Source organism: Streptomyces sp. NPDC002911 (assembly GCF_053591835.1).
The window spans coordinates 91,229-115,583 of record NZ_JBSFUO010000019.1; the positions used below are offsets into that span (position 1 = coordinate 91,229).

General features: G+C 69.1%; 14 protein-coding genes and 1 tRNA gene. 3 read left to right on the plus strand and 12 right to left on the minus strand.

The annotated features are described in order from the left end of the window. Positions 1–100 precede the first annotated feature (100 nt). Together ACWD04_RS24945 and ACWD04_RS24950 are read left to right on the plus strand one after the other, a co-directional pair. Complete coding sequence (locus tag ACWD04_RS24945; protein WP_451135444.1) at positions 101–4,816, plus strand: Lhr family ATP-dependent helicase; 4,716 nt, start codon at positions 101–103, stop codon at positions 4,814–4,816. A 124-nt stretch (positions 4,817–4,940) separates the two neighbouring features. Continuing rightward, the gene (locus ACWD04_RS24950; protein WP_451135446.1) at positions 4,941–5,747 is read left to right on the plus strand and encodes an Fpg/Nei family DNA glycosylase; all 807 of its coding nucleotides are present in this window, start codon (positions 4,941–4,943) and stop codon (positions 5,745–5,747) included. A gap of 34 nt (positions 5,748–5,781) precedes the next feature. Here ACWD04_RS24950 and ACWD04_RS24955 read toward each other — a convergent pair whose 3' ends face one another. The 11 genes from ACWD04_RS24955 to ACWD04_RS25005 all read right to left on the minus strand — a co-directional run bounded on the left by ACWD04_RS24955 (position 5,782) and on the right by ACWD04_RS25005 (position 20,939). Further along, positions 5,782–6,000 (minus strand): hypothetical protein, encoded by a 219-nt coding sequence (locus ACWD04_RS24955; RefSeq protein ID WP_451135448.1) that lies wholly within the window; start codon positions 5,998–6,000, stop codon positions 5,782–5,784. Positions 6,001–6,304: 304 nt separating this feature from the next. Beyond that, entirely contained in the window at positions 6,305–6,478 is a 174-nt protein-coding gene (locus ACWD04_RS24960; protein WP_451135477.1) for a CsbD family protein, read from the minus strand. Between the two features lie 43 nt (positions 6,479–6,521). Beyond that, positions 6,522–6,992: a Dps family protein gene (locus ACWD04_RS24965; protein ID WP_451135450.1), complete on the minus strand. Its 471-nt coding sequence runs from the start codon at positions 6,990–6,992 to the stop codon at positions 6,522–6,524. A 227-nt stretch (positions 6,993–7,219) separates the two neighbouring features. Beyond that, positions 7,220–7,603 carry a helix-turn-helix domain-containing protein gene (locus ACWD04_RS24970; RefSeq protein WP_399330320.1) on the minus strand — a complete coding sequence of 128 codons (384 nt, stop codon included), beginning with the start codon at positions 7,601–7,603 and terminating at the stop codon, positions 7,220–7,222. 109 nt (positions 7,604–7,712) lie between these two features. Beyond that, positions 7,713–8,225, minus strand: a complete 513-nt coding sequence (locus ACWD04_RS24975; protein ID WP_451135453.1) for a CinA family protein — start codon at positions 8,223–8,225, stop codon at positions 7,713–7,715. After that, positions 8,222–9,037, minus strand: coding sequence for a CDP-diacylglycerol--glycerol-3-phosphate 3-phosphatidyltransferase (gene pgsA, locus ACWD04_RS24980; protein WP_451135455.1), 816 nt, complete (start codon positions 9,035–9,037; stop codon positions 8,222–8,224). The genes ACWD04_RS24975 and pgsA overlap by 4 nt, the downstream gene beginning before the upstream one ends. Beyond that, positions 9,034–10,512, minus strand: coding sequence for a 30S ribosomal protein S12 methylthiotransferase RimO (gene rimO, locus ACWD04_RS24985; protein ID WP_451135457.1), 1,479 nt, complete (start codon positions 10,510–10,512; stop codon positions 9,034–9,036). The genes pgsA and rimO overlap by 4 nt, the downstream gene beginning before the upstream one ends. A 165-nt stretch (positions 10,513–10,677) precedes the next feature. Further along, positions 10,678–11,478: a helix-turn-helix domain-containing protein gene (locus ACWD04_RS24990; RefSeq protein ID WP_451135459.1), complete on the minus strand. Its 801-nt coding sequence runs from the start codon at positions 11,476–11,478 to the stop codon at positions 10,678–10,680. A gap of 213 nt (positions 11,479–11,691) precedes the next feature. Beyond that, a complete protein-coding gene (locus tag ACWD04_RS24995; RefSeq protein ID WP_451135461.1) occupies positions 11,692–14,472 on the minus strand; it encodes a DNA translocase FtsK in 2,781 nt (926 codons plus the stop codon). A 109-nt stretch (positions 14,473–14,581) separates the two neighbouring features. Beyond that, complete coding sequence (locus ACWD04_RS25000; RefSeq protein WP_451135463.1) at positions 14,582–15,262, minus strand: response regulator; 681 nt, start codon at positions 15,260–15,262, stop codon at positions 14,582–14,584. A 244-nt stretch (positions 15,263–15,506) separates the two neighbouring features. Next, positions 15,507–20,939 (minus strand): HAMP domain-containing protein, encoded by a 5,433-nt coding sequence (locus tag ACWD04_RS25005; RefSeq protein WP_451135465.1) that lies wholly within the window; start codon positions 20,937–20,939, stop codon positions 15,507–15,509. A 413-nt stretch (positions 20,940–21,352) separates the two neighbouring features. On the opposite strand from ACWD04_RS25005, the gene ACWD04_RS25010 reads away from it, so the two are divergent. Beyond that, positions 21,353–23,968, plus strand: a complete 2,616-nt coding sequence (locus ACWD04_RS25010) for a SpoIIE family protein phosphatase (protein WP_451135467.1) — start codon at positions 21,353–21,355, stop codon at positions 23,966–23,968. Positions 23,969–24,026: 58 nt separating this feature from the next. Here the strand turns inward: ACWD04_RS25010 and ACWD04_RS25015 are convergent. Continuing rightward, positions 24,027–24,099, minus strand: a tRNA-Thr gene (locus ACWD04_RS25015). Positions 24,100–24,355 lie beyond the last annotated feature (256 nt).

Consider the following 24,355-nt stretch of genomic DNA (forward strand, 5'->3'; position numbering starts at 1 on the left):
CTCGCATTCTCGCAGGTCCGGGCGGGTGGCCGAAGTCCGGGAAGTGAGTGGCGGACACGTCCACCGGCCGTTGTCAGTGGTGGGGTGCACGATGGGGGACATGGCCGGTTCCGCACTCGATTCGTTCTCGCCCGCGACCCGCAGCTGGTTCGCGGCGGCATTCGACGCGCCCACCGCGGCGCAGGAGGGTGCCTGGCGGGCCATCGGCGAGGGCTCGGACGTGCTGGTCGTCGCACCGACCGGATCGGGTAAGACGCTCGCCGCCTTCCTCGCCTCGCTGGACCGGCTTGCGGCCGTCCCGCCGCCCGCCGAGGCGAAGAAGCGCTGTCGGGTGCTGTACGTGTCACCGATGAAGGCGCTCGCCGTCGACGTGGAGCGGAATCTGCGTTCACCGCTGACCGGGATCCGTCAGGAGTCGGTGCGCCTGGGCCTCCCGGAGCCGGACGTGCGGGTGGGTATCCGTTCCGGTGACACCCCTCCGGCCGAGCGCCGTTCGATGGCGACGAAGCCCCCGGACATCCTGATCACCACTCCCGAATCGTTGTTCCTGCTACTCACCTCCTCGGCCCGGGACGCGCTGGCGGGGGTCGAGACGGTGATCGTGGACGAGGTACACGCCGTCGCGGGCACCAAACGCGGTGCCCATCTCGCCGTGTCCCTGGAGCGTCTGGACGAGCTGTTGCCACGGCCCGCGCGGCGTATCGGTCTGTCGGCGACGGTCCGCCCGGTCGACGAAGTGGCACGGTTCCTGTCGCCGCAGCGGCGGGTGGAGATCGTCCAGCCACCGTCCACCAAGGAATTCGACCTATCCGTCGTGGTTCCGGTGGAGGATCTCGGCGAGCTGAGCGGCTCCCCCGCCACGGGCGACGAAGGCGGCCAGGCGGAGAAGCCGTCGATCTGGCCGCATGTCGAGGAGCGGATCGCCGATCTCGTGCAGTCGCACCGTTCCACGATCGTCTTCGCCAATTCCCGGCGGCTGGCGGAGCGCCTGTGCAACCGGTTGAACGAGATCGCCTACGAGCGGGCGACCGGCGCCGCGTTCGAGGAGGATCCGGGGGCGGGCCAGCCCCTGCCCGAGGCCCACTCCCCCGCCGAGATCATGGCCCAGTCCGGGGCCGCGAAGGGGGCGCCGGCCCTCCTCGCCCGTGCCCACCACGGCTCGGTCTCCAAGGAGCAGCGCTCCCAGGTCGAGGAAGACCTCAAGGCGGGCCGGCTGCCCGCCGTGGTAGCCACCTCCAGCCTTGAGCTGGGGATCGACATGGGCGCGGTCGACCTGGTGATCCAGGTCGAGTCGCCGCCGTCCGTAGCCTCGGGGCTGCAGCGGGTGGGACGCGCCGGACATCAGGTCGGCGCCGTGTCCACCGGTGTGGTCTTCCCCAAGTACCGCGGCGACCTGGTGCAGGCGGCCGTCGTCACCGAGCGGATGCGTGAGGGCGCCATCGAGGCGCTGCGGATCCCGTCCAACCCCCTGGACGTGCTCGCCCAGCAGATCGTCGCCACGGTCGCGCTCGACAGCTGGCAGGCCGACGACCTGCTCGCCCTCGCCCGCCGCGCAGCCCCGTTCGCCTCGCTCCCCGAATCGGCGTTCACCGCCGTGCTCGACATGCTCGCCGGACGCTATCCGTCCGACGCCTTCGCGGAGCTGAGGCCCCGCGTGGTGTGGGACCGCGTCACCGGTACGGTCACGGGCCGCCCCGGCGCCCAGCGCCTCGCCGTCACCTCGGGCGGCACCATTCCCGACCGCGGGCTCTTCGGCGTCTTCCTGGCCGGCGCGGACCCGAAGAAGGGCGGCGGACGTGTCGGTGAGCTGGACGAGGAGATGGTCTACGAGTCCCGGGTCGGCGATGTCTTCACACTGGGCACCACGTCCTGGCGGATCGAGGACATCACCAGGGACAGGGTCCTGGTCTCGCCCGCCCCCGGAGTCCCAGGCCGGCTGCCGTTCTGGAAGGGCGACCAGCTGGGCCGCCCGCTGGAGCTGGGCCGTGCGCTGGGCGCGTTCCTCCGGGAGCTCGGCGGGCTGTCGGCCGAGGACGCCCGGCTCCGCCTGCTCGCCGCCGGGCTCGATGCCTGGGCCGCGGACAACATCCTGTCCTACCTCGACGAACAGCGCAGGGCCTGCGGCCACGTCCCCGACGACCGCACCGTCCTCGTCGAGAGGTTCCGGGACGAGCTGGGCGACTGGCGGATCGTGGTGCATTCGCCGTTCGGCGCCCAGGTGCACGCCCCGTGGGCACTCGCCCTGTCGGCCCGGCTCGGCGAGCGGTACGGCATGGACGCACAGGTCATGCACGCGGACGACGGCATCGTGCTGCGGCTGCCCGACGCCGACCTCATGGGACTCGACCTCCTCGACTTCGATCCGGTCCAGGCGGATGCGAGCGGGGGGGCCGGCGCCGATCCAGGACGCGGCGGTGGGGGCCCCGGTTCTCCCACCGCCGGCTACGACAGCGAGCAGCCCCCCGTCGGGGCCACCGACGTGGTGTTCGACAAGGGTGAGATCAGCCAGGTCGTCACCGAACAGGTCGGCGGGTCAGCCCTGTTCGCCTCCCGGTTCCGCGAATGCGCCGCGCGCGCCCTGCTGTTGCCCCGGCGCAGCCCGGGAAAGCGCACCCCGCTGTGGCAGCAGCGTCAGCGCGCGTCCCAGCTGCTGCAGGTTGCCTCCGAGTTCGGCTCGTTCCCGATCGTCCTCGAAGCCGTCCGCGAATGTCTGCAGGACGTCTTCGACGTCCCCGGCCTCACCGAGCTCATGGGCGATCTGGAGGCGCGCCGCATCCGTCTGGTCGAGGTGACCACACCCGAGCCGTCGCCGTTCGCCCGCTCGCTCCTCTTCGGTTACGTCGCGCAGTTCCTGTACGAGGGCGATTCGCCCCTCGCCGAGCGCAGGGCAGCAGCCCTCTCGCTCGACTCCCACCTCCTGGCCGAGCTGCTCGGCCAGGCGGAGCTGCGCGAGCTGCTCGACGCCGACGTCCTGGGCGAGCTGGAGCGGGAGCTTCAGTGGCTGACCGACGACAGGAAGATCAAGGACGTCGAGGGGGCAGCCGATCTACTGCGCGTCCTCGGCCCCCTCACCGACGCCGAGCTGGCGGAGCGCGGCGCGGAGCCGGCCTGGGCGCCGGAGCTGGCGACGTCCCGGCGCGCCATCCAGGTCCGCATCGGCGGAGCCGCGCACTGGGCAGCCGTCGAGGACGCGGGCCGGCTGCGCGACGCACTCGGCACCGCGCTTCCGGTCGGTGTCCCCGAGGCGTTCACCGAGCCGGTCAAGGACCCGCTCGGCGACCTCCTCGCCCGTTACGCCCGTACGCACGGCCCATTCACCGCTACGCAGGCGGCGAGCCGATTCGGTCTCGGCACCGCCGTCACGGACGGGGCGCTGCAACGGCTCGCCGCGTCCGGCCGCGTCGTGCAGGGCGAATTCCACCCCGCGGGCATCGGCCAGGAGTGGTGCGATGCCACGGTCCTGCGGCGGCTGCGCCGCCGTTCGCTCGCCTCGCTCCGTCAGGAGCTCGAGCCGGTTCCGCCCGCTGCGCTGGCCGGTTTCCTCCCTCAGTGGCAGCACCTCGGCGACAACAGCCTGCGCGGCATCGACGGGCTGGCCCGCGCCATCGAGCAGTTGCAGGGCGCCCCGGTCCCCGCGTCCGCCCTGGAGAAGCTGATCCTGCCGAGCCGGGTCGCGGGGTACACCCCCGCGATGCTCGACGAACTCACCACCACGGGCGAGGTCGTCTGGGCGGGCGCGGGTGCCCTCCCTGGAAAGGACGGCTGGCTCTCCGTCTACCTGGCCGACAGCGCGCCTCTGCTCCTCCCGCCGCCACACCCGCTGCAGGAGACGGCGTTGCACGAGTCGGTTCTCACCGTCCTTTCCGGCGGGTACGGGCTCTTCTTCCGGCAGATCGCCGATCAGGTCCGGGCGACCACCCACCCGGACTGCACCGACCCCCAGCTGGCCGACGCGCTCTGGGACCTGGTCTGGTCGGGGCGTCTCACCAACGACACGCTAGCCCCCCTGCGTTCGCTCCTCGGTTCAGGGCGCACGGCCGGCTCCACCGCGCACCGCGCGAGACGCAATGTGCCGCGCGGCCGTTACGGGTCACTGACCGCGGCCGCCCGCCCCGCGTCCCGCACCGGTCCGCCGACCGTGTCGGGGCGCTGGTCGCTGCTGCCCCCGGCCGAACCCGAGCTGACTCACCGCGCACATGCCCTGGCCCGGACGCTCCTCGACCGCCACGGTGTGGTGACCCGCGGTGCGGTGCAGGCCGAGGGCGTCGCTGGCGGGTTCTCAGCGGTCTACCGCATCCTCGCCGCGTTCGAGGACAGCGGGCAGGCCCGCCGTGGCTATGTCGTCGAGGGACTGGGGGCGGCTCAGTTCGCCATGGACGGTGCCGTGGACCGGCTCAGGGCAGCCTCCACAGCTCGCGACCGTGCGGACCCCGGATCCGCTCCCCGCGCGCTGGTCCTCGCGGCAGCTGATCCTGCCAACGCGTACGGGGCCGCCCTGCCCTGGCCCGAGTCGCCGGACGGAGCGGGACACAAGCCGGGACGTAAGGCGGGCGCGCTGGTGGTCCTCGTGGACGGCGAGCTGACGCTCTACATGGAGCGCGGCGGCAAATCCCTTCTCGCCTGGCCCACCGATTCCGCCGACCCGGCACTCCGCGCCGCAGCGGAGGCGCTCGCGTCGGCGGCGAGAGCGGGGACGCTCGGCACGGTCACGGTGGAGCGCACCAACGGCGCATCCTCCCTCACCTCCCCACTGGGCCGCACCCTGGAGGCCGCCGGCTTCCTCGCCACGCCGCGAGGTCTGCGGCTGCGCGCCTGAGGACGACAGCGGGCTGAGGACAGCAGCGGGCTGAGGACAGCAGGGCCTGAGGACCGCAGGGCCTGAGGACCGCAGCGGTGCGGCCGAGCGACCATGCGCAGCCATGTCCGCGCATCATGGATGCATGCCCGAAGGTGACACCGTCCTGCAGACCGCCCGGCGTCTCGACGCGGCACTCGCCGGTCAGGTGCTGACGGTCTCCGACCTGCGGGTCCCACGGTTCGCCACAGCCGACCTGACCGGCCGCACGGTGCTGGACGTCACGGCACGCGGCAAGCATCTGCTCGCCCGGTTTCAGGGCGGTCTCACCCTCCACAGCCATCTGCGTATGGACGGTGCCTGGCGCGTGTACGACCACGGGGAGCGCTGGCAGGGCGGCCCCGTCCATCAGATCCGCGCTGTCCTCGCCACCGCGGAGCACACCGCCGTCGGCTACCGCCTGCCCGTCCTCGAACTGCTCCGTACCGAGGAAGAGGAGCAGGTCGTCGGCCATCTCGGCCCCGATCTGCTGGGGCCGGACTGGGATCCGGACATCGCTCTGCGAAATCTGCTCGCCGACCCCGGGCGGCGTGTCGGGGACGCGCTCCTGGACCAGCGCAATCTGGCCGGTATCGGCAATGTCTACATGTGTGAGCTCTGCTTCATGGCCCGTGCGACGCCATGGCTTCCGATGGGCGAACTGCCCCTGCCCATCGCCACCCGTCTGGTCGGCACCGCCAAACAGCTCCTGGAGGCCAATCGTGACCGGCCGATGCGGACCACGACCAGGGCGACCCCGGCCATGTCCCGCAGCCGTACACGGGAGCGTCTCTTCGTCTACGGACGGGCCGGCCGCCCTTGCCTGCGCTGCCGTACCCCCGTCCGTCTGGCGGACCGCGACGACCGTCCCGCCTACTGGTGCCCGCACTGCCAGTCCGGGCCTACCCGCTGAGAGCGACCGAATCCGCCTGTCGAGGCGGCACAGCCTAGGAGGCTATGTCCGTCCGGGCCGCCCCGGCCTCATCGGCACCCGACTCCGGCCGCACCGCGGAGGCCACATGTACGGGCAGGAGGCTCAGCCCCCATCCGCCGGCCGCCACCGCGCCCTCGACCAGCCCGGCGTGTTCCGGCTCCAGAAGCAGCCGCAGTACGGCCCACCACCACAGGCCACCGATGACGAGCGCCAAGACCCCTAGCCGTACCATGGCTGCCTCCTCCGGCCGACGCTAGTACGGCACGATCTCCGGGCGGGAGGGCGCACCGGTGCAGCTGTGCAATACCGGCGTGCGCGGTGTGAGCGGGGATGACACTGCGCGCTCCCCCTCGGACCAACCGCCGGGAGAGGAAAACACGGCCCTCACCCGCAGTTTCCCCCGGCTCCGCGCCCACTGCATCCCGCGGCCCCACCTGCCCGCGCCTCGGGCCTGGCACGGCCCCGGACAATGCAGACATGCCGGTGCCCCCGGGATTCACCGAATCCGCGGGGGCACACCGGGTTATGCGATGTCCCTACCTGTCGTCGTCGGTGAGGGAATCCTTCACGCCCTTGGCGCTGTCCCCCGTCGCACCCAAGGCGCCCTCCGCCTTGGCCTTGGCTTGGTCGGACTTGCCTTCGGCCTCCTTGCGGCGGTCTCCGGTCACCTTGCCGGTCGCTTCCTTGGCCTTGCCCTTGAGCTTGTCCATAGCCTTCTTGTCCGCCACGGCGACACCTTCCTCGAGTTCGTTCTCAGGCACTCTCCGCCTGGAACATCCACGCGTGCTTCTCAAGATCAGCAGTGAGCGTGATCAGGATGTCCTGGCTGATGGGGTCCGGTTCGTCGGTCGCCTCGATCCGCTCCCGCATGCGGTCGACGACCACCCGGAGGGCGTCGACGAGCACCCGTACCGCGTCCACGTCCTTGATCCAGCCGTCAGGGACTGCATCGATGGCAGTGGTCTTCGCGAGCGTCCGGGACCGGCCGTCCGGGTTGACGCCGACCGCGGAAGCCCTCTCCGCCACCGTGTCCGAGTGCTGCCGCGCCGTGTCCACGACCTCGTCGAGCTGAAGGTGCACGGAGCGGAAGCGCGGGCCGACCACATTCCAGTGGACCTGCTTGGCCACCAGGGAGAGGTCGACCAGGTCGACCAGCGCGCCTTGCAGCGCGTCGCCCACGACCTTGCGATCACCATCGGACAAGGCGCTCTTCACGACAGACATGCACTTCTCCGTTCAGATAGCTGTTCGGCCTACCATCTGTCCACCATGTCACATGTAGGGCAAAACGGTCATTCGAGTGGCTGTTCCGAAGGCTCGCTCCGAGAACCGCCACACGGCCTCACACCGCGCCTGCCCCACGAACGGCCCCGCACGCACCGCGCCACACACGAAAGCCCCGGTCGGCCACTGAGGGCCGACCGGGGCTCCGTTCCACACGAAACGCGCGGTCAGGCGGCGACGACGTCCACCGCTTCTGCGGGCGCCTTGATGGTCACCCGTCCCGTCGGTACGCCGGCGACCGACGTAACAGAAACGGAATTGAGCATCGGGCGTACCGGCACAGGCACCGCATCACTGGCTGCTGCCGACTCGGCCAGTTCAGCCAACGACAATTCATCGCTCACTTCACGCATGAGCTCGGACATCCGTACGTCCAGCGCGTCGCAAATGGCGGAGAGCAGTTCGGAGGATGCCTCCTTCTGCCCCCGCTCCACCTCGGAGAGATAGCCGAGCGAGACTCGGGCGGACGAGGAGACTTCGCGCAGTGTACGGCCTTGGCGCTGGCGCTGCCGACGCAGCACGTCACCAAGCAGGCGACGGAGCAGAATCATCGGTGGCTCCCTCCTCGGACCGCGTAGCCGCATCCTTCACGCCCCACCGTACCGCCTTGCGCTGCGGCCGTGCGGGGAGCGATGTCGTGTTCACTCAGGGCTGCAAACATCAATTCCCCCCGTTCTGTTCCGTATCCTGTGCCCTCATATTTTCGCCGAGTTCGCCGGAGAGCAGCTCGAGCAGGCTCCGTACACTCTCTTTACGGATGTCCGCCCGCCCACCGTTCAACCGCAGCTCGGCCACTTTCCGTACGCCACGCGGCCCGGAAACGGCTATGAAGACGGTTCCGACAGCCTTGCCGTCCTGCGGCTTCGGGCCCGCGACCCCGGTGGTCGAGACGCCCCAGTCCGCACCGAGGACCCGGCGCGCGCCGACAGCCATCGCGTGGGCGACCTCCGGGTCCACCGCTCCGCGCTCGGACAGCAGCGTGCCGGCGACGCCCAGCACATCCCGCTTCAGGGGCGTGGCATACGCCGTGACGGACCCACGGAAGCACCGCGAGGCGCCCGGCACGGCGGTCAGCTCAGCCGCCACCAGACCGCCCGTGAGGGATTCGGCGACGCCGAGCGTCTCCCCGCGCTCCTGAAGCTGTCGCAGCACCTGGGCCGCCACGGACGTCACCGCTCCGCCTCAGCAGCGCCCCGGCTGCCCGCCACGCGCTCCCCTGCAGGTTCCCCGAGGGGCTCCACCGCGCCTTCGGCCGCCCCGCTCGCTTCGTCCGTGACATACCGCCCGGCGGCGTCCACCCCGTCCGCTGCCGCCGCCACCGCTGCCAGGGCCGCGGCCCGTTCGGCTGCGAGCCCGCGGCGGCGCAACACGACGGCCTGGCGCACGTAGTCGAGACCGGTGACGACCGTCAGTACGACGGCGGCCATCATCACCCAGAAGCGCAGGGTCGCCAGGGGGCCCGTCAGCGCCAGGACATACATGCCTACAGCGATGCCCTGGGCCAGGGTCTTCATTTTCCCGCCGCGGCTGGCCGGCATCACCGAATGCCGAATGACCCAGAAACGCATGAGCGTGATGCCGAGCTCACGGAACAGGATAACTCCGGTGATCCACCACGGGAGGTCGCCCAGCGAGGACAGAGAGATCAGTGCCGCGCCCATGATCGCCTTGTCCGCGATCGGGTCGGCGATCTTCCCGAAATCGGTGACCAGGTTGTACGTGCGCGCCAGATGGCCGTCGAATACATCAGTGATCATCGCGACGGCGAAGGCCGCCCAGGCGAACGCCCGCCAGACAGGGTCGTGGCCACCGTCGTGCAACAGGAGCACGACGAAACCCGGGACGAGCAGCAGCCGCACCATCGTGAGGATGTTCGCGATGTTCCACAACCCGGCCTGATCGACAGCCGCCGCACCCAGCTTGCCGCCGCGGGGCGCCGGCGTCGCGCCGGAGCCGCCTGCCGCGGATGCCGGGGCTCCCGTCATCTGGCCGCCTCCACAGGCTCGTGGTGTTCGGCCACGAGGTCCACTCCCTCGGTGCCCACTGCCTTCGCTTCGACCATACGGCCCGGCACGAGACCTTCGCGTGCGGTGAAGATGACCTGGCCGTCCGTTTCCGGCGCCTGATGGGCGGCTCGGCCCACTGCCACGGGCCCGTCCTCCTCGGACTCCACGGACTCGACGAGAACCTGCAGCGTTTCACCGACCCGCTCCTCGGCACGCTGCGAGGTCAGCTCCTCGGCGAGCTGCGAGATGTGCGCGAGGCGCTCCGCGATGACGTCGGCGTCCAGCTTGTTCTCGTAGCCGACCGCCTCGGTGCCCTCCTCGTCGGAGTAGCCGAAGACCCCGATGGCGTCCAGGCGCGCGCCGGTGAGGAAGCGTTCCAGCTCGGCGAGGTCGGCCTCGGTCTCACCGGGGAAACCCACGATGAAGTTCGACCGCGCACCGGCCTGTGGCGCCCTCGTCCGAATGGTGTCGAGAAGTTCGAGGAAGCGGTCCGTGTCGCCGAACCGCCGCATCGCGCGGAGGACCCCGGGGGCGGAGTGCTGGAACGAGAGGTCGAAGTAGGGGGCGACCTTGGGCGTAGAGGTGAGTACGTCGATCAGCCCCGGCCGCATCTCGGCGGGCTGCAGGTAGCTGACGCGGATCCGCTCGATGCCTTCGACGTCGGCGAGCTCGGGCAGCAGCGTCTCCAGAAGCCTGATGTCCCCGAGGTCCTTGCCGTACGAGGTGTTGTTCTCGGAGACGAGCATGACCTCCTTGACTCCCTGCTCGGCGAGCCAGCGGGTCTCTCCGAGTACATCGGAGGGGCGTCGCGAGATGAACGAGCCGCGGAAGGACGGGATGGCGCAGAACGAGCAGCGCCGGTCACAGCCCGAGGCCAGCTTCACCGAGGCGACCGGGCTGGTCCCCAGCCTGCGGCGGAGCGGCGCTCGCGGCCCGGAGACCGGCGCGACACCTTCCGGCAGGTCTTCGGGCGCCGGCACGATCTCCTGGGAGTGCCCCGGCAGCGCGACGGCGGCGTCCTGCCGCTCGGCCGGACTGATCGGCAGCAGCTTGCGCCGGTCGCGCGGGGTGTGGGAGGCGTGGATGCCGCCGTTGAGGATGGTCTGCAGGCGGTCGGAGATGTCGGCGTAGTCATCGAATCCGAGGACTCCGTCCGCTTCCGGAAGCGCCTCGGCAAGGTCCTTGCCGTAGCGCTCGGCCATGCAGCCGACGGCCACGACGGCCTGGGTTCTGCCGTGATCCTTCAGATCGTTGGCTTCGAGCAGGGCGTCGACGGAGTCCTTCTTGGCGGCCTCGACGAACCCACAGGTGTTGACGACGGCGACATCCGCGTCCGTGGCGTTCTCGACGAGCTCCCAGCCGTCCGCTGCCAAGCGGCCTGCAAGCTCCTCCGAGTCCACCTCGTTACGGGCGCAGCCGAGAGTGACAAGGGCGACGGTACGGCGTTCGGGCATGAGCTCAAGACTACTTTGTCCCGGCACTCGCCCTGCCGTGCAGGGTTCACTGCTACAGGGAGTGACAGAACAGTCGGTGAATCGGAGGGATCGCGAGCAACGCAGACGGTGAGTGCCCGGCAGGACTGCCGGGCACTCACCGTCGGGAAAAGCACGGGTGGGAGATCAGCCGACCTCTGGGTCGCCCTTGGTGTACGAAAGCCTTTCGACCTGACCGGATTCGAACTGGTCGTCGACCTTCCTGCCGTTCACGAAGAGATCGATCGCTCCGGCATCACCGAGGACGAGGTCGACCCGCTCCGTGTCCTGGAAGATCTTGGAGTCTCCCTGGGCCAGCAGTCCGTCGAAGAGCAGCCGTCCGTTGTGATCCTTGGCGGAGATCCAGCTCTTGCCCTCGGTGGCGCTGAGCCTCACCGTCACCTTGTCCCGCGGAGCTGCGGCGATAGCACTTTCGGAGGGAACGGGCTTGGGGTCGGCGGGCTTGGTCGTAGTGGGTTTGGGCGTGATCTTGTCGGATGTCGAGCCTTCGGCGACCTGCGCCGAGCCCGAACCCTCGCCCTCGCCGCTGAAGAGCGTGAAGCCGACGAAGCCGACCACAGCGACGATCGCGGCGACCATGGCCGCGGTCCAGTTGGGCCGACGGGGTTCGGAACGGATCCGCTCCGCCTCGAACAGCGGCGCCGCAGGCGTGGGTGCGGGACGGCCACCGTGCTCTGCGTCGAACTCCGCGATCAGAGGATCGGGGTCGAGCCGTACGGCGCGGGCAAGCATACGGATATGGCCGCGGGCGTACACGTCGCCGCCGCAGCGGGAGAAGTCGTCCTCCTCGATCGCGTGCACGATGGGAATGCGCACCCGGGTGGAGCTGCTGACTTCCTCGGCCGTCAGACCTGCGGCGATACGAGCCTGATGAAGCACGCGACCGATCGAAGGCCGGTCGTCTTCGGGGGAGTTGCCGATGGACACGGGGGCGCCTTTCGAGCGTGAGCCACCTGCTGGATGTTCAGTCTAGGGGTGGTACGAAAGGGTGGGGCAACCGGGAGCGACGACTTTGTACGCCATCAGGTTCGCCGGACAGCCCCTCGGGCAGGGCAGAGGACGGAGCACAAGACAGATCATCCCGCTGCTCCTTCCTCCAACTTGACGTACGGCCGGGCGAAACGGTTGCCCGCAAAACACTTACGGAGCGGTTTCCCCACGGATGACGGCCAACACACCGTCGAGTTCGTCCGGTTTCACCATGACATCGCGCGCCTTGGAACCTTCGCTGGGACCCACGATGTTGCGCGACTCCATAAGGTCCATCAGCCGACCGGCCTTAGCGAAGCCGACCCGCAGCTTGCGCTGGAGCATCGATGTCGAGCCGAACTGGGTGGACACGACCAGTTCGGCCGCCTGGCAGAGCAGATCGAGGTCGTCGCCGATGTCCTCGTCGATCTCCTTCTTCTGCTTCGTGCCGACCACCACGTCTTCGCGGAAAACCGGCGCCATCTGATCCTTGCAGTGCTGGACGACAGCCGCGACCTCGGCCTCGGTGACGAAGGCCCCCTGCATGCGGGTCGGCTTGTTCGCTCCCATCGGCAGGAACAGGCCGTCGCCCTTCCCGATGAGCTTCTCGGCCCCCGGCTGATCGAGGATGACCCGGCTGTCGGCGAGCGACGAGGTCGCGAAGGCGAGCCGGGAGGGCACATTGGCCTTGATCAGACCGGTCACGACGTCGACCGAGGGGCGCTGTGTGGCCAGCACCAGATGGATGCCGGCGGCGCGAGCCAGCTGGGTGATCCGGACGATGGAGTCCTCGACGTCGCGCGGGGCCACCATCATGAGGTCCGCCAGCTCGTCGACGATGACCAGCAGGTACGGGTAAGGAGACAGCTCCCGCTCGCTCCCCTCCGGTGCCTTGGCCTTGCCGGTGCGTACCGCCTGATTGAAGTCGTCGATGTGCCGGAAACCATAGGCCGCGAGGTCGTCGTAGCGGAGATCCATCTCCCGCACGACCCACTGAAGTGCCTCGGCGGCCTTCTTCGGGTTGGTGATGATGGGCGTGATGAGGTGCGGAATGCCCTCGTAGGCGGTGAGCTCGACCCGCTTCGGGTCGACGAGCACCATCCGCACGTCCTCCGGCGTAGCCCGCACCATGACCGAGGTGATCAGACAGTTGATGCAGGAGGACTTACCCGAACCGGTCGCACCGGCGACCAGGACGTGCGGCATGTTCGCCAGATTGGCCATCTCGTAGCCGCCCTCGACGTTCTTGCCGAGCGCGACCAGCATGGGGTGGTCGTCCTCGGCCGCGTCCGCGAGGCGGAGGACGTCGCCGAGGTTGACCATCTCCCGGTCGGAGTTGGGGATTTCGATACCGACTGCGGACTTGCCGGGGATCGGCGAGATGATCCGGACGTCCGGACTAGCGACGGCGTAAGCGATGTTCTTGGTGAGGGCGGTAATCCGCTCGACCTTGACGGCGGGGCCGAGTTCCACCTCGTACCGGGTAACGGTCGGGCCGCGGGTGAAGCCGGTGACGGACGCGTCGACCTTGAACTCGCTGAAGACGTTGGTCAGTGAGGCGACGACCGCGTCGTTGGCGGCGCTGCGCGTCTTGCCGGGACCACCACGTTCCAGCAGGTCCAGCGAGGGCAGCGAGTAGGTGATGTCGCCGGAGAGCTGGAGCTGTTCGGCACGGGCGGGCAGGGCTTCGGACCGCTCGGGGGCAGGTTTCGTCAGATCGGGAACTCCGCCTGTGGACGAGGCGCCCTTTCCCTCACCCTTGTCACCGGACTGAGCCTTCTCGGCCGACCGCGCACCGGGAACCGGGGTTCCGGCCCGCTCCCGGCCCCGGTCCGTGGAGACGCCCTGGGTCAGATCGGCGACGACCGGCGACGGGGGCATCCCGTTGAGCACCGCCCCGTCGAGCGCTGCTGCGGCGGCGGCCGCGACGTCGACGGCGTCCATGGTGCGGTTCATCGCGGGCTGGGCCGACGGCCTGCGGGGCCTGCGCCGCTTGGCCGGCGCCTCGCCCTCGGCGTGATCCGGGTCGTACACGCCGTCCGAATCCGCACCCCGGACCGAGGAGCGCCGCGAGTGCCCGGGCAGCGCCTCGCGCCACTGTTCGTCGTACCGCTCGTCGTCGCTCCCGTCCTCCTCGCCCGGTACGTACACCGGGTCGGCGATGCCGAGCCTGACACCGAGCTGCCGCAGCCGCCGGGGGATGGCGTTGACCGGCGTGGCGGTGACGACCAGAAGCCCGAAGACCGTCAGCAGGAGAAGCAGCGGTACGGCGAGGACCTCGCCCATCATGAAGACGAGGGGCTGGGAAGCGCCCCATCCGATCAGTCCGCCCGCGTCCTGCAAGGCCCCGGTGCCGTCCTCGCGGCCGGGTGATCCGCAAGCGATGTGGACCTGGCCGAGCACACCGATGACGAGGGCGGAGAGTCCGATGACGATACGGCCGTTGGCCTCGGGCTTCTCCGGATAGAGGATCAGCCGCACGGCGACGGCGCCCAGCAGTATCGGCACCACCAGATCGAGCCGGCCGAACGCCCCGGTCACGAGCATCTCGACGAGATCGCCCACGGGACCCTGCAGATGCGACCAGGTGCCCGCCGCCACGACCAGCGCGAGGCCCAGGAGCAGAAGGGCGATTCCGTCCTTGCGGTGTGCCGGGTCAAGCCCCTTGGCGCCGCGCCCTATGGAGCGGAACACCGCCCCGACGCCGTGCGCGGTTCCCAGCCACAGCGCACGGACGAGCCTGTACACGCCCCCCGTGGGGGAGGGCGCGGGCTTGGGCGCCGCTTTCTTCGCCGCAGCCTTCCTGGCGGGCGCCCTTCTCGCGGACGCTGCCTTCTTCGAAGCCGCCTTCTTGGCGGGCGCGGCTTTCTTCGCCGGTCCCCCGGTGCGACCGGCACCCTTCGCGGTGCCCGCCGTGCCCAGGGAACCCTTGCCGGACGTACGTGAGGCCATGCGACTGAGGTTACCGGTGTCGACGCCGGTGGACACGTGTACCTACGGCCTCACCCGTCCGTGTCGCCCTTGCACAGGCGTGGAACTGACGCGCCCTCAGCGCGGCAGCTCAGGGCTGCGAAGGCAGGGTGACCGCAGAACCGCCCGCCCCGGGCTCCAACGCGTCGAGCGCACGGCGCAGTCCGGTGAGCTTGCGCTCGAGATGGGCTGCGGTGGCCACGGCGGCCGCGTCCGCCGATTCGTCGTCCAGCTGCTTGGAGAGAGCCTCCGCCTGCTCCTCCACCGCGGCGAGCCGTGCCGAGAGCTCGGCGAGCAGACCGGCCGGCTCCTTCTCGTCGGCGCCCCGGTGGGTGCCGCCCTCGAGCTGGAGCCTCAGCAGCGCCGCCTGTTCGCGCAGCTGGCAGTTCTTCATGTACAGCTCGACGAAGACCGAGACCTTGGCACGCAGCACCCAGGGGTCGAAAGGCTTCGAGATGTAGTCCACCGCACCCGCCGCATAACCCCGGAAGGTGTGATGCGGACCGTGGTTGATCGCGGTCAGGAAGATGATCGGGATGTCCCGGGTCCGCTCCCGCCGCTTGATGTGCGCGGCCGTCTCGAATCCGTCCATGCCGGGCATCTGTACGTCCAGCAGAATGACCGCGAAATCGTCCGTGAGCAGCGCTTTGAGCGCTTCCTCCCCTGACGATGCCCGTACCAGTGTCTGATCGAGCGCAGAGAGGATGGCCTCCAGCGCCAGCAGATTCTCCGGCCGGTCATCGACCAGGAGGATCTTGGCCTTCTGCACCATGGCCCGTCCTCCTCGCCCCGGAATCGCACCGGGTGCCGCCCCAGGGGACGACTCCCTTACGCCGTCCGTCCTTGTGCCGGTCATGGTAGCCGCACCCCGCCTGTCACCACACCCTGTCACCGCGATGTCACTGTGCACATAGCGAAAACGCGGTCGAAGCTCAGAAGGTTCCCCGGATCTCGCCCACTCACACCCTGCCGGACACAACGGGCCGATGGATCCCCGTGAGTCACTCCCCGCCCGGTCACTCTCCGCGCATCCAGTTCTCCATAACCGACAGCAGATGATCGGAATCGACCGGCTTGGTCACGTAGTCGGAGGCTCCGCAGTCGATCGCCTTCTCGCGGTCGCCCTTCATGGCCTTGGCTGTCAGCGCGACGATCGGCAGCCCTGCGAACTGCGGCATCCGCCGGATCGCCGTCGTCGTCGCGTAGCCATCCATCTCGGGCATCATGATGTCCATCAGAACGATCGTCACATCGTCGTGCTGCTCCAGGACTTCGATGCCCTCGCGTCCGTTCTCCGCGTAGAGCACCGACAAGCCGTGCTGCTCGAGCACGCTGGTGAGAGCGAAGACATTGCGGATGTCGTCGTCGACGATCAGTACCTTCTCTCCGTGGAAACGGAACGTCCGGCGAGGTGTCGGCGCCTCCTGCGCGCTCTGCACCCACTCCTCCGGCGCCGCGCTCTCCTCCACGGACCTGCCGTTCGCCAGGGCGGGGCGCTGCGCCGCTCCCCCCAGGGCCTTGCGCCGGCGACGGAACACCCCGGCGGAGTTCGCAGGGTCGCCCAGGGGCTGCTCGACCCCGTGGCCATGCGGCGCCTCCAGGTGCAGGGCACCCCCGGCGGAACTCGCGTGGATCTCGATGGGACCGGGCCCCATCTGCGGATAGCCCTGCGGAGGCAGCTCGCTCGGGTGCAGGGGCAGGTACAGAGTGAAGGTCGACCCACGCCCCGGTTCGCTGGCCGCGTGGATCTCGCCGCCCAGCAGACGGGCGATCTCCCGACTGATGGAGAGGCCGAGGCCGGTCCCCCCGTACTTGCGGCTGGTCGTGCCGTCCGCCTGCTTGAACGCCTCGAAGATCACCAGCATCTTGCTCGACGCGATGCCGATTCCGGTGTCGGTGACCGAGAAGGCGATCAGGTCGCCGTCGGCGTCGCGCAGCGAACCGGCCTCCAGCAGGTGCTCCCGGATGGCGTTCGGCACATCGGCGCCGGCCGGCCGGATAACCAACTCCACGGCACCGCTGTCGGTGAACTTCACCGCGTTGGACAGGAGGTTGCGCAGCACCTGCAGCAGCCGCTGCTCATCCGTGTGCAGCGTGGCGGGCAACTCCGGAGACACCCGTACGGAGAAGTCGAGCCCCTTCTCCGCGGTGAGCGGGCGGAACGTCGCCTCCACGTAGTCGACCAGCTGCACCAGGGCGATCCGAGTCGGACTGACGTCCATCTTGCCCGCCTCGACCTTGGACAGGTCGAGGATGTCGTTGATCAGCTGGAGCAGGTCGGAACCCGCCCCGTGGATCGTCTCGGCGAACTCCACCTGCTTCGGCGAGAGATTGCCCTCGGCGTTGTCCGCGAGCAGTTTGGCCAGAATGAGCAGCGAGTTGAGCGGCGTACGCAGCTCGTGCGACATATTGGCCAAGAACTCGGACTTGTAACGCATCGAGACGGCGAGCTGCTCGGCTCGCTCCTCCAGGACCTGCCGTGCCTCCTCGATCTCGGTGTTCTTCACCTCGATGTCGCGGTTCTGCTGAGCCAGCAGTTCCGCCTTCTCCTCCAGCTCGGCGTTGGACGCCTGTAGCGCCTTCTGCCGGTTCTCGAGCTCCTGCGAACGGTCGCGCAGCTGTTCGGTGAGCTCCTGGGACTGTTCGAGGAGTTTCTCGGTCTTCGTGTTGACGCTGATGGTGTTGACGCTCGTGGCGATCATCTCGGCGAGCTGGTTGAGGAAGTCCCGCTGAATGTGTGTGAACGGCTGGAACGATGCCAGTTCGATGACACCGAGCACCTTCCCCTCGAAGAGCACCGGAAGCACGATCACGTGCGCGGGCGGGGCCTCTCCGAGCCCTGAGGAGATTTTCAGATAGCCCGGCGGCACGTTGTCCACCTGGATCGTCCGCTTCTCCTCGGCCGCCGTGCCGATGAGCGTCTCACCGGGCCGGAAGGAGGTCGGCATGGAGCCCGCCGAGTAACCGTAACTGCCGCGCATGCGCAGCTCGTACGAGTTCTCGCTGCCGGCGTCCGACCCGACCTCGTCCCCGTCGCCGGTGGTCATGGCCAGGAAGAACGCACCGTGCTGGGCGGAGACGACCGGCGTCAGCTCGCTCATGATCAGCGAGGCGACGTCGTCCAGATCACGGCGGCCCTGCATCAGACCGGAGATCCGGGCGAGGTTGCCCTTGAGCCAGTCCTGCTCCTTGTTGGCCAGCGTGGTGTCGCGCAGATTGGCGATCATCGTATTGATGTTGTCCTGCAGCACCTGGATCTCGCCGGCCGCGTCGACATCGATCTTGAGGTTGAGATCGCCCCGGGTCACCGCGGTGGCGACGGCCGCGATCGCGCGCACCTGGCGGGTCAGGTTCCCCGCCATCTCGTTCACCGACTCGGTGAGGTCGCGCCAGGTTCCGTCGACGTCGCGGACCCGGGCCTGACCGCCGAGCTGCCCTTCGGTGCCCACCTCACGGGCCACCCGGGTCACCTGCTCGGCGAACGAGGAGAGCTGGTCGACCATCGTGTTGATGGTGTTCTTCAGCTCCTGAATCTCACCGCGCGCATCGATGTCGATCTTCTTGGTGAGATCACCCTTGGCGATGGCCGTCGTGACCGTGGCGATCTGGCGCACTTGCCCGGTCAGGTTCGACGCCATCGAGTTCACCGACTCGGTGAGGTCCTTCCAAGTGCCCGAGACACCCGGGACACGTGCCTGGCCGCCCAGCTCCCCCTCGGTGCCCACCTCGCGCGCCACCCGGGTCACCTCGTCGGCGAACGAGGACAACGTCGTCACCATCGTGTTGACGGTGTCGGCGAGTTCGGCGACCTCGCCGCGCGCCTCGACCGTCACCTTCTTCGTGAGGTCTCCGTTGGCGACCGCGGAGGAGACCCTGGAGATGTTGCGCACCTGGCTGGTCAGGTTGTTGGCCATCAGGTTGACGTTGTCGCTGAGGTCCTTCCAGATTCCCGTAGCACCGCGCACCCGGGCCTGCCCGCCGAGGATCCCCTCGGTACCCACCTCACGGGCGACCCTCGTCACCTCGTCGGCGAAGTTGAGCAGCTGGTCGACCATCGTGTTGACCGTCGTCACCAGTTCGAGGATCTCGCCCTTGGCGTCGACGGTGATCTTCTTGGAGAGATCACCCTTGGCGACCGCTGTGGTCACCTCGGCGATGTTGCGCACCTGGAGGGTCAGGTTGTTCGCCATGCCGTTGACGGACTGGGTGAGGTCCTTCCACGTACCGGAGACGCCCTGCACCTCCGCCTGCCCGCCGAGGATGCCCTCCGTGCCCACCTCGCGGGCGACACGGGTCACCTGCTCCGCGAAGTTGGAGAGCTGGTCGACCATGGTGTTGAGGGTGTTCTTCAGCTCCAGGATCTCGCCCCGGGCGTCCACGTCGATCTTCTGCGACAGGTCACCCCGCGCAACCGCCGTGGCGACCTGCGCGATGTTACGGACCTGGGCGGTGAGGTTCCCCGCCATGCCGTTCACCGAGTCGGTCAGATCGCGCCAGACGCCTGCCACCCCCGGGACCTGAGCCTGACCGCCGAGACGGCCGTCCGTGCCCACCTCGCGGGCCACCCGTGTCACCTGGTCGGCGAAAGCGGAGAGCTGGTCGACCATCGTGTTGATGGTGTTCTTCAGCTCCAGGATCTCGCCCCGGGCATCCACATCGATCTTCTGCGACAGGTCACCCCGCGCAACCGCGGTGGTCACCTGGGCGATCTGGCGCACCTGGGAGGTCAGGTTGCCGGCCATGAAGTTGACGGAGTCGGTGAGCTCCTTCCACGTGCCGGAGACACCGTCGACGCGGGCCTGACCGCCCAGACGGCCCTCCGTGCCCACATCCCGGGCCATCCGCGTCACCTGGTCGGCGAAGTTGGACAGTTGAGCCACCATCGTGTTGACGGTGTTCTTCAGCTCCAGCATCTCGCCGGCCACATCGACGGTGACCTTCTGCGACAGATCACCGTTGGCGACGGCCGTCGTCACCTGCGCGATGTCACGCACCTGGCCCGTGAGGTTACGGAACGCGGTGTTCACCGAATCGGTGAGGTCCTTCCACGTCCCCGCCGCCCCCGGTACCTCGGCCTGACCGCCGAGCCGGCCCTCGACACCGACCTCCCGGGCGACCCGGGTCACCTCCGAACCGAAGGCCTGGAGCTGGTCCACCATCGTGTTGACGGTGTTCTTCAGCTCCAGCATCTCGCCGGCGACATCGACGGTGACCTTCTGCGTCATGTCACCACTGGCCACCGCGGTGGTCACCTGCGCGATGTCACGCACCTGCGTCGTCAGGTTCCGGAAGACCGTGTTCACCGAATCGGTGAGGTCCTTCCAGGTCCCCGCGGCACCCGGCACCTGGGCCTGGCCTCCGAGCAGACCCTCACCGCCGACCTCGCTCGCCACGCGCGTCACCTCGTCGGCGAAGGTACGCAGCGTCTCTGTCATCTGGTTGATCGTCTCGGCGAGCTGGGCGACCTCGCCGCGGGCGCTCACCGTGACCTTCTGGGACAGGTCGCCGTTGGCGACGGCCGTCGTCACCTCGGCGATGCCGCGTACCTGGGACGTGAGGTTCCCGGCCATCGTGTTGACGGAGTCGGTGAGGTCCTTCCAGACTCCGGCCACCCCCGGCACGGTCGCCTGCCCACCCAGTTCACCCTCGGTGCCCACCTCACGGGCGACCCGGGTCACCTCCGAGGAGAACGACGACAGCTGGTCCACCATCGTGTTGACGGTGTTCTTCAGCTGGAGCATCTCACCGGCCACATGGACGGTGACCTTCCGCGACAGGTCTCCCTTGGCCACGGCCGTCGTGACCAGGGCGATGTCGCGCACCTGTGCGGTGAGCCGGTAGGCCATGGTGTTCACGGAGTCCGTGAGGTCCTTCCACGACCCCGACATGCCGCGCACCTGGGCCTGACCGCCCAGCTTGCCCTCGGTACCCACCTCCACCGCGACCCGCGTCACCTGCTCGGTGAACGCGGACAGCTGGTCGACCAGGTTGTTGACGGTGCGGGCAACCTTCAGGAACTCCCCGCGCAGAGGGCGAACGGTCTCGTCCGCCGCGTGCGTACGCAGTTCCATCCGTTGTTCGAGGTCACCGTCGGCGACGGCGGAGAGCACGCGTCCGACTTCGGACACTGGTCGCGCCAGGTCGTCGACGAGCTCGTTGGAGGCATCGATCGCGGCCGCCCAGGAGCCCTCGCACGCGCCGGTCTCCAAGCGCTCGGTGAGTTTCCCTTCGCGCCCGACCACACGCCGTACACGAGCGAGCTCGCCCGTCAGATGCAGATTGCGGTCGGCCACCTCGTTGAAGACCGCGGCGATCTCCGTGAGTACGCCGTCGCCGGAGACGGTGAGCCGCCTGCGGAAGTTCCCGTCACGCATCGCCACGAGGGCCGCGAGCAGTCTGTTCAGAGCTGCCGCGTCCACATCGATGGTCCCATTGCGCTGCTTTTTCACGGACTGCCCGCCTTTTGTGCGCGTTCCTGAACCCCGCGCCGCCACGCCAGACTCCACCGTGTCCCTCCCGCAGGGGTTGACCGTATCGCTCGGGCCGTAATCGGAAGCTTGCCCACTTCCACTTTGGCTCACCGCCACAGCACACCGTCAACGGGTAACTATGCGGTCGTCAAATCGTTGAAACGTACCAGGCCGGAGCGGGAGGGCGGGGAAGGTCTCATGGTTGTCCCATTTCCCTCACCGGGGCCCCCTAGTTGTGCGCCGGGCGCACAACCGCCGCCTGCCCTGCGTACTCAAGTCCGCCCTCGTGTACCCGGGAGACCCGGCGAGCGTCTAGCCTGGCAGACGAATCGAAGCGGCGATATACGGGCACAGGACTCTGGGAAGCGACGAGACACCAAATGGGGAGTGCTGTGATCACCGCGCGCGCGGCTGCCACCTTCGATCCGGTCGGACGCTCGGTCGCAACCGCCCGCGCCTTCGTCCGCGACACCCTTCAGGGGTGGGGTTACACGGATGTCGTTGACGATGCCGTCGTTCTTACCAGTGAACTTGTGACCAATGCGGTCGTGCACGCGGGCACAGCCGCCGACGTGCTGTGTCTGCGCACCGAGGACGGCGTACGCGTCGAGGTCTCCGACCACTACCCGGAGCGAGAGGTCCCGCTCCAGAGTTCCGGTCTAGATTTCGGCAGCCCGGACCGTGAGGGTGGCCGTGGCCTGCTGCTCTGCGCGGCTCTCGCTTCCCGCTGGGGTGTCGAGTACACCCCGACGCACAAACATGTCTGGTTCCAGCTCGATCTTCCCGAACGCCCCGTGGGTGTCCGCTCGGCGAGCCCGGTGCTGCCCACCGCACTCCTCCCGATAGCGGAACAGCGTGTACGCGTGGCCGTCGTCCAGATCGACGGATCCGGATCCATCGCCTCGTGGAACGACGACGCCTCCTTCCTCTTCGGGTACGCCGCGGAGCAGGTCGACGGCAAGCAGCTCACCGACTTCGTGGCGTGGCCGCACACCCCGGGCACCAACACCGGCATCGCCGACGCACTGCGACTCTCCCGGTGGGAGGGCAGCTACGGCATCCGCGGCGCCGACGGCCGTGTCATCCCGGTGTACGCCTCACACCTCAGAGTCCGTGACGCCGACGGCGAACCCTCCACCGTCTGCCTCCTCGTGCGCGATTACGAACGCGCCGTGCTGCAGACGCCGATGCGGGCCCCCGTCTCCGACTCCTCGGCCGAGAACCGCAGTACGGACCCCTTCGAGATCTTCATCGGCTCCCCCGCCCCCGACGACCTCGACGGGCTGCTGCAACGCACGGTCGAGCGGGCGCGCGACATGCTGGACGCCGACGCCGCCTTCCTGCTGCTGGCCACCGATGACGAGACCGAGCTGGAGGTCCGCGCGACCACCGGCCTGCCCTCGGCCCGCCAGCGCTTCGCCCGCGTCCCTGTGGAGGCAGGAACGGGCCGCTACGGCTCCGCCCGTATGCCCGCCGTCCACGAGGACCTCACCGTCGTACCGGGCGCCGTACCGCTGCTCGGCGACACCGGCATGCGCTCGGTCGTCACGGTCCCCCTCAAGGTCGAGGGCCGCCTCACCGGCTCCCTCGGTGTCGCGGCCGAAGCGGCCGGGCGGTACTCCAACGAGGAGGCCCTGCGGCTGCAGTTCGCCGCGGACCGCATCGCTCTGGCCGTCGAGTCGGCCAGGCTCGGCGAGCTGGAGCGCCTGCGCCGCGGCTCGCTGTCCTTCCTCGTCGAGGCGTCCGATCTGCTGGCCGGCACACTGGACAGGGACCAGACGCTGGCCCTGATGGCACAGATGACCGTGCCCACGCTGGCCACCTGGTGTGCCGTCTACACCATCGCGGACCAGTCCTCGGAGCCGTATCTCTCCTACGTCCTCCATGAGGACGAGGAGCGCATCGACGGCCTGAAGGCCCTGCTCTCCTCCATCGACCCGCCGGACCCGGTCCCGGCCCCCGGCGCCCGCATCTGGCCGGCGCCCACGGAAGCCGGGCATCAGGCCGCCCTGCGCACGTCCAAGCGCACTCTGGGCAGGGACGCGCCCCTGAGCATGGGGGCCGCGGCCCGCACCGTCCTGGCCACGGCGTTTGCCGTGGGAGGTGAGACCGTGGTCCTGCCGCTCGTGGCGAGGAACCGTGTGATCGGCATGCTCACGCTCGGTAAGCCGTCCGACGAGCACTTCCGCCAGGAGATCCTGGAGTTGGCCGAGGACCTGTCCCGACGGGCGGCTCTGGCCCTCGACAACGCCCGCCTGTACTCGGAGCGCATGGCCATCAGCCAGGCGCTCCAGCGCAGTCTGCTGCCGCCCGGCCTGCCCGACGTGCCCAACGTCGAGATCGAGGTCATCTACCGTGCGGCCGGCGAGGGCAACGAGGTCGGCGGCGACTTCTACGACGTGTTCCCCATCCGCGACGGTGCCTACGGCTTCGCCATCGGCGACGTCTGCGGTACGGGGCCGGAAGCGGCAGCGGTCACGGGACTCGCCCGGCACGCCCTCCGCCTGCTCGCCCGCGAGGGGTTCGGGGGCCCTGCCGTACTGGAGCGGCTCAACGCCGCCATCCTGGACGAGGGCGCACGCAGCCGCTTCCTCACGCTGCTCTACGGGGAGTTGTGGCCCCAGGAGGACGGAAGCGCCCTCCTGAAGGTGGTCTGCGCCGGCCACCCCCTCCCCCTGCGTCTGCGCCAGGACGGCTCCGTGGAGGCGGCGGCCGAACCGCAACCACTGCTGGGGGTCATCGAGGACCTCGAGCTGTACGAGCAGGAGGTCATCCTGAAGCCCGGTGACGTCCTCCTGTGTGTGACCGACGGAGTGACCGAACGCCGCGAGGGGGCGCGCATGCTGGGCGACGACGGCCTGGCCGATGTCCTCGCCATGTGTACGGGCCTGACGGCCGGCGCGGTGGCGGGGCGCATCCTGCGGGCCGTCGAGCGCTTCGCCGCAGAGCCCGCATCCGACGACATGGCCATCCTGGCCATGCGCGTTCCGGAGCCGCACAGCTTCTGACGCATCATCCGGACATGAGAAAGGCCCCCGCCGGTGGCGGGGGCCTTTCTCGATGCTGAGCCCCAATGCGGAATCGAACCGCAGACCTTCTCCTTACCATGGAGACGCTCTACCGACTGAGCTATTGGGGCCTGCTGCCTTGCGGCAACGATCTAAAGCATACCCTGAACCAGCGGGTGCTCAGAACCACCAGTTCAAAGCTTCGCCGACGTCTTGCGACCGGCTTCGGCTTCGTCGGCCTGGTCGGCCGGCACACCCACCCGGCCGACCAGGCCGTGCCTGCATCGGATCGGAACGCAGAAAAGCCCCGTGCCACAAGGGCACGGGGCTTTCCCGGAATAATTGTTCGGCGGCGTCCTACTCTCCCACAGGGTCCCCCCTGCAGTA

Excerpts from the sequence above, each read along its gene's own strand:
- ACWD04_RS24945 (WP_451135444.1), top strand. The coding sequence starts at position 101 with ATGGCCGGTTCCGCACTCGATTCGTTCTCGCCCGCGACCCGCAGCTGG.
- ACWD04_RS24950 (WP_451135446.1), top strand. The coding sequence starts at position 4,941 with ATGCCCGAAGGTGACACCGTCCTGCAGACCGCCCGGCGTCTCGACGCG.
- ACWD04_RS24955 (WP_451135448.1), bottom strand. The coding sequence starts at position 6,000 with ATGGTACGGCTAGGGGTCTTGGCGCTCGTCATCGGTGGCCTGTGGTGG.
- ACWD04_RS24960 (WP_451135477.1), bottom strand. The coding sequence starts at position 6,478 with ATGGACAAGCTCAAGGGCAAGGCCAAGGAAGCGACCGGCAAGGTGACC.
- ACWD04_RS24965 (WP_451135450.1), bottom strand. The coding sequence starts at position 6,992 with ATGTCTGTCGTGAAGAGCGCCTTGTCCGATGGTGATCGCAAGGTCGTG.
- ACWD04_RS24970 (WP_399330320.1), bottom strand. The coding sequence starts at position 7,603 with ATGATTCTGCTCCGTCGCCTGCTTGGTGACGTGCTGCGTCGGCAGCGC.
- pgsA (WP_451135455.1), bottom strand. The coding sequence starts at position 9,037 with ATGACGGGAGCCCCGGCATCCGCGGCAGGCGGCTCCGGCGCGACGCCG.
- rimO (WP_451135457.1), bottom strand. The coding sequence starts at position 10,512 with ATGCCCGAACGCCGTACCGTCGCCCTTGTCACTCTCGGCTGCGCCCGT.
- ACWD04_RS24995 (WP_451135461.1), bottom strand. The coding sequence starts at position 14,472 with ATGGCCTCACGTACGTCCGGCAAGGGTTCCCTGGGCACGGCGGGCACC.
- ACWD04_RS25000 (WP_451135463.1), bottom strand. The coding sequence starts at position 15,262 with ATGGTGCAGAAGGCCAAGATCCTCCTGGTCGATGACCGGCCGGAGAAT.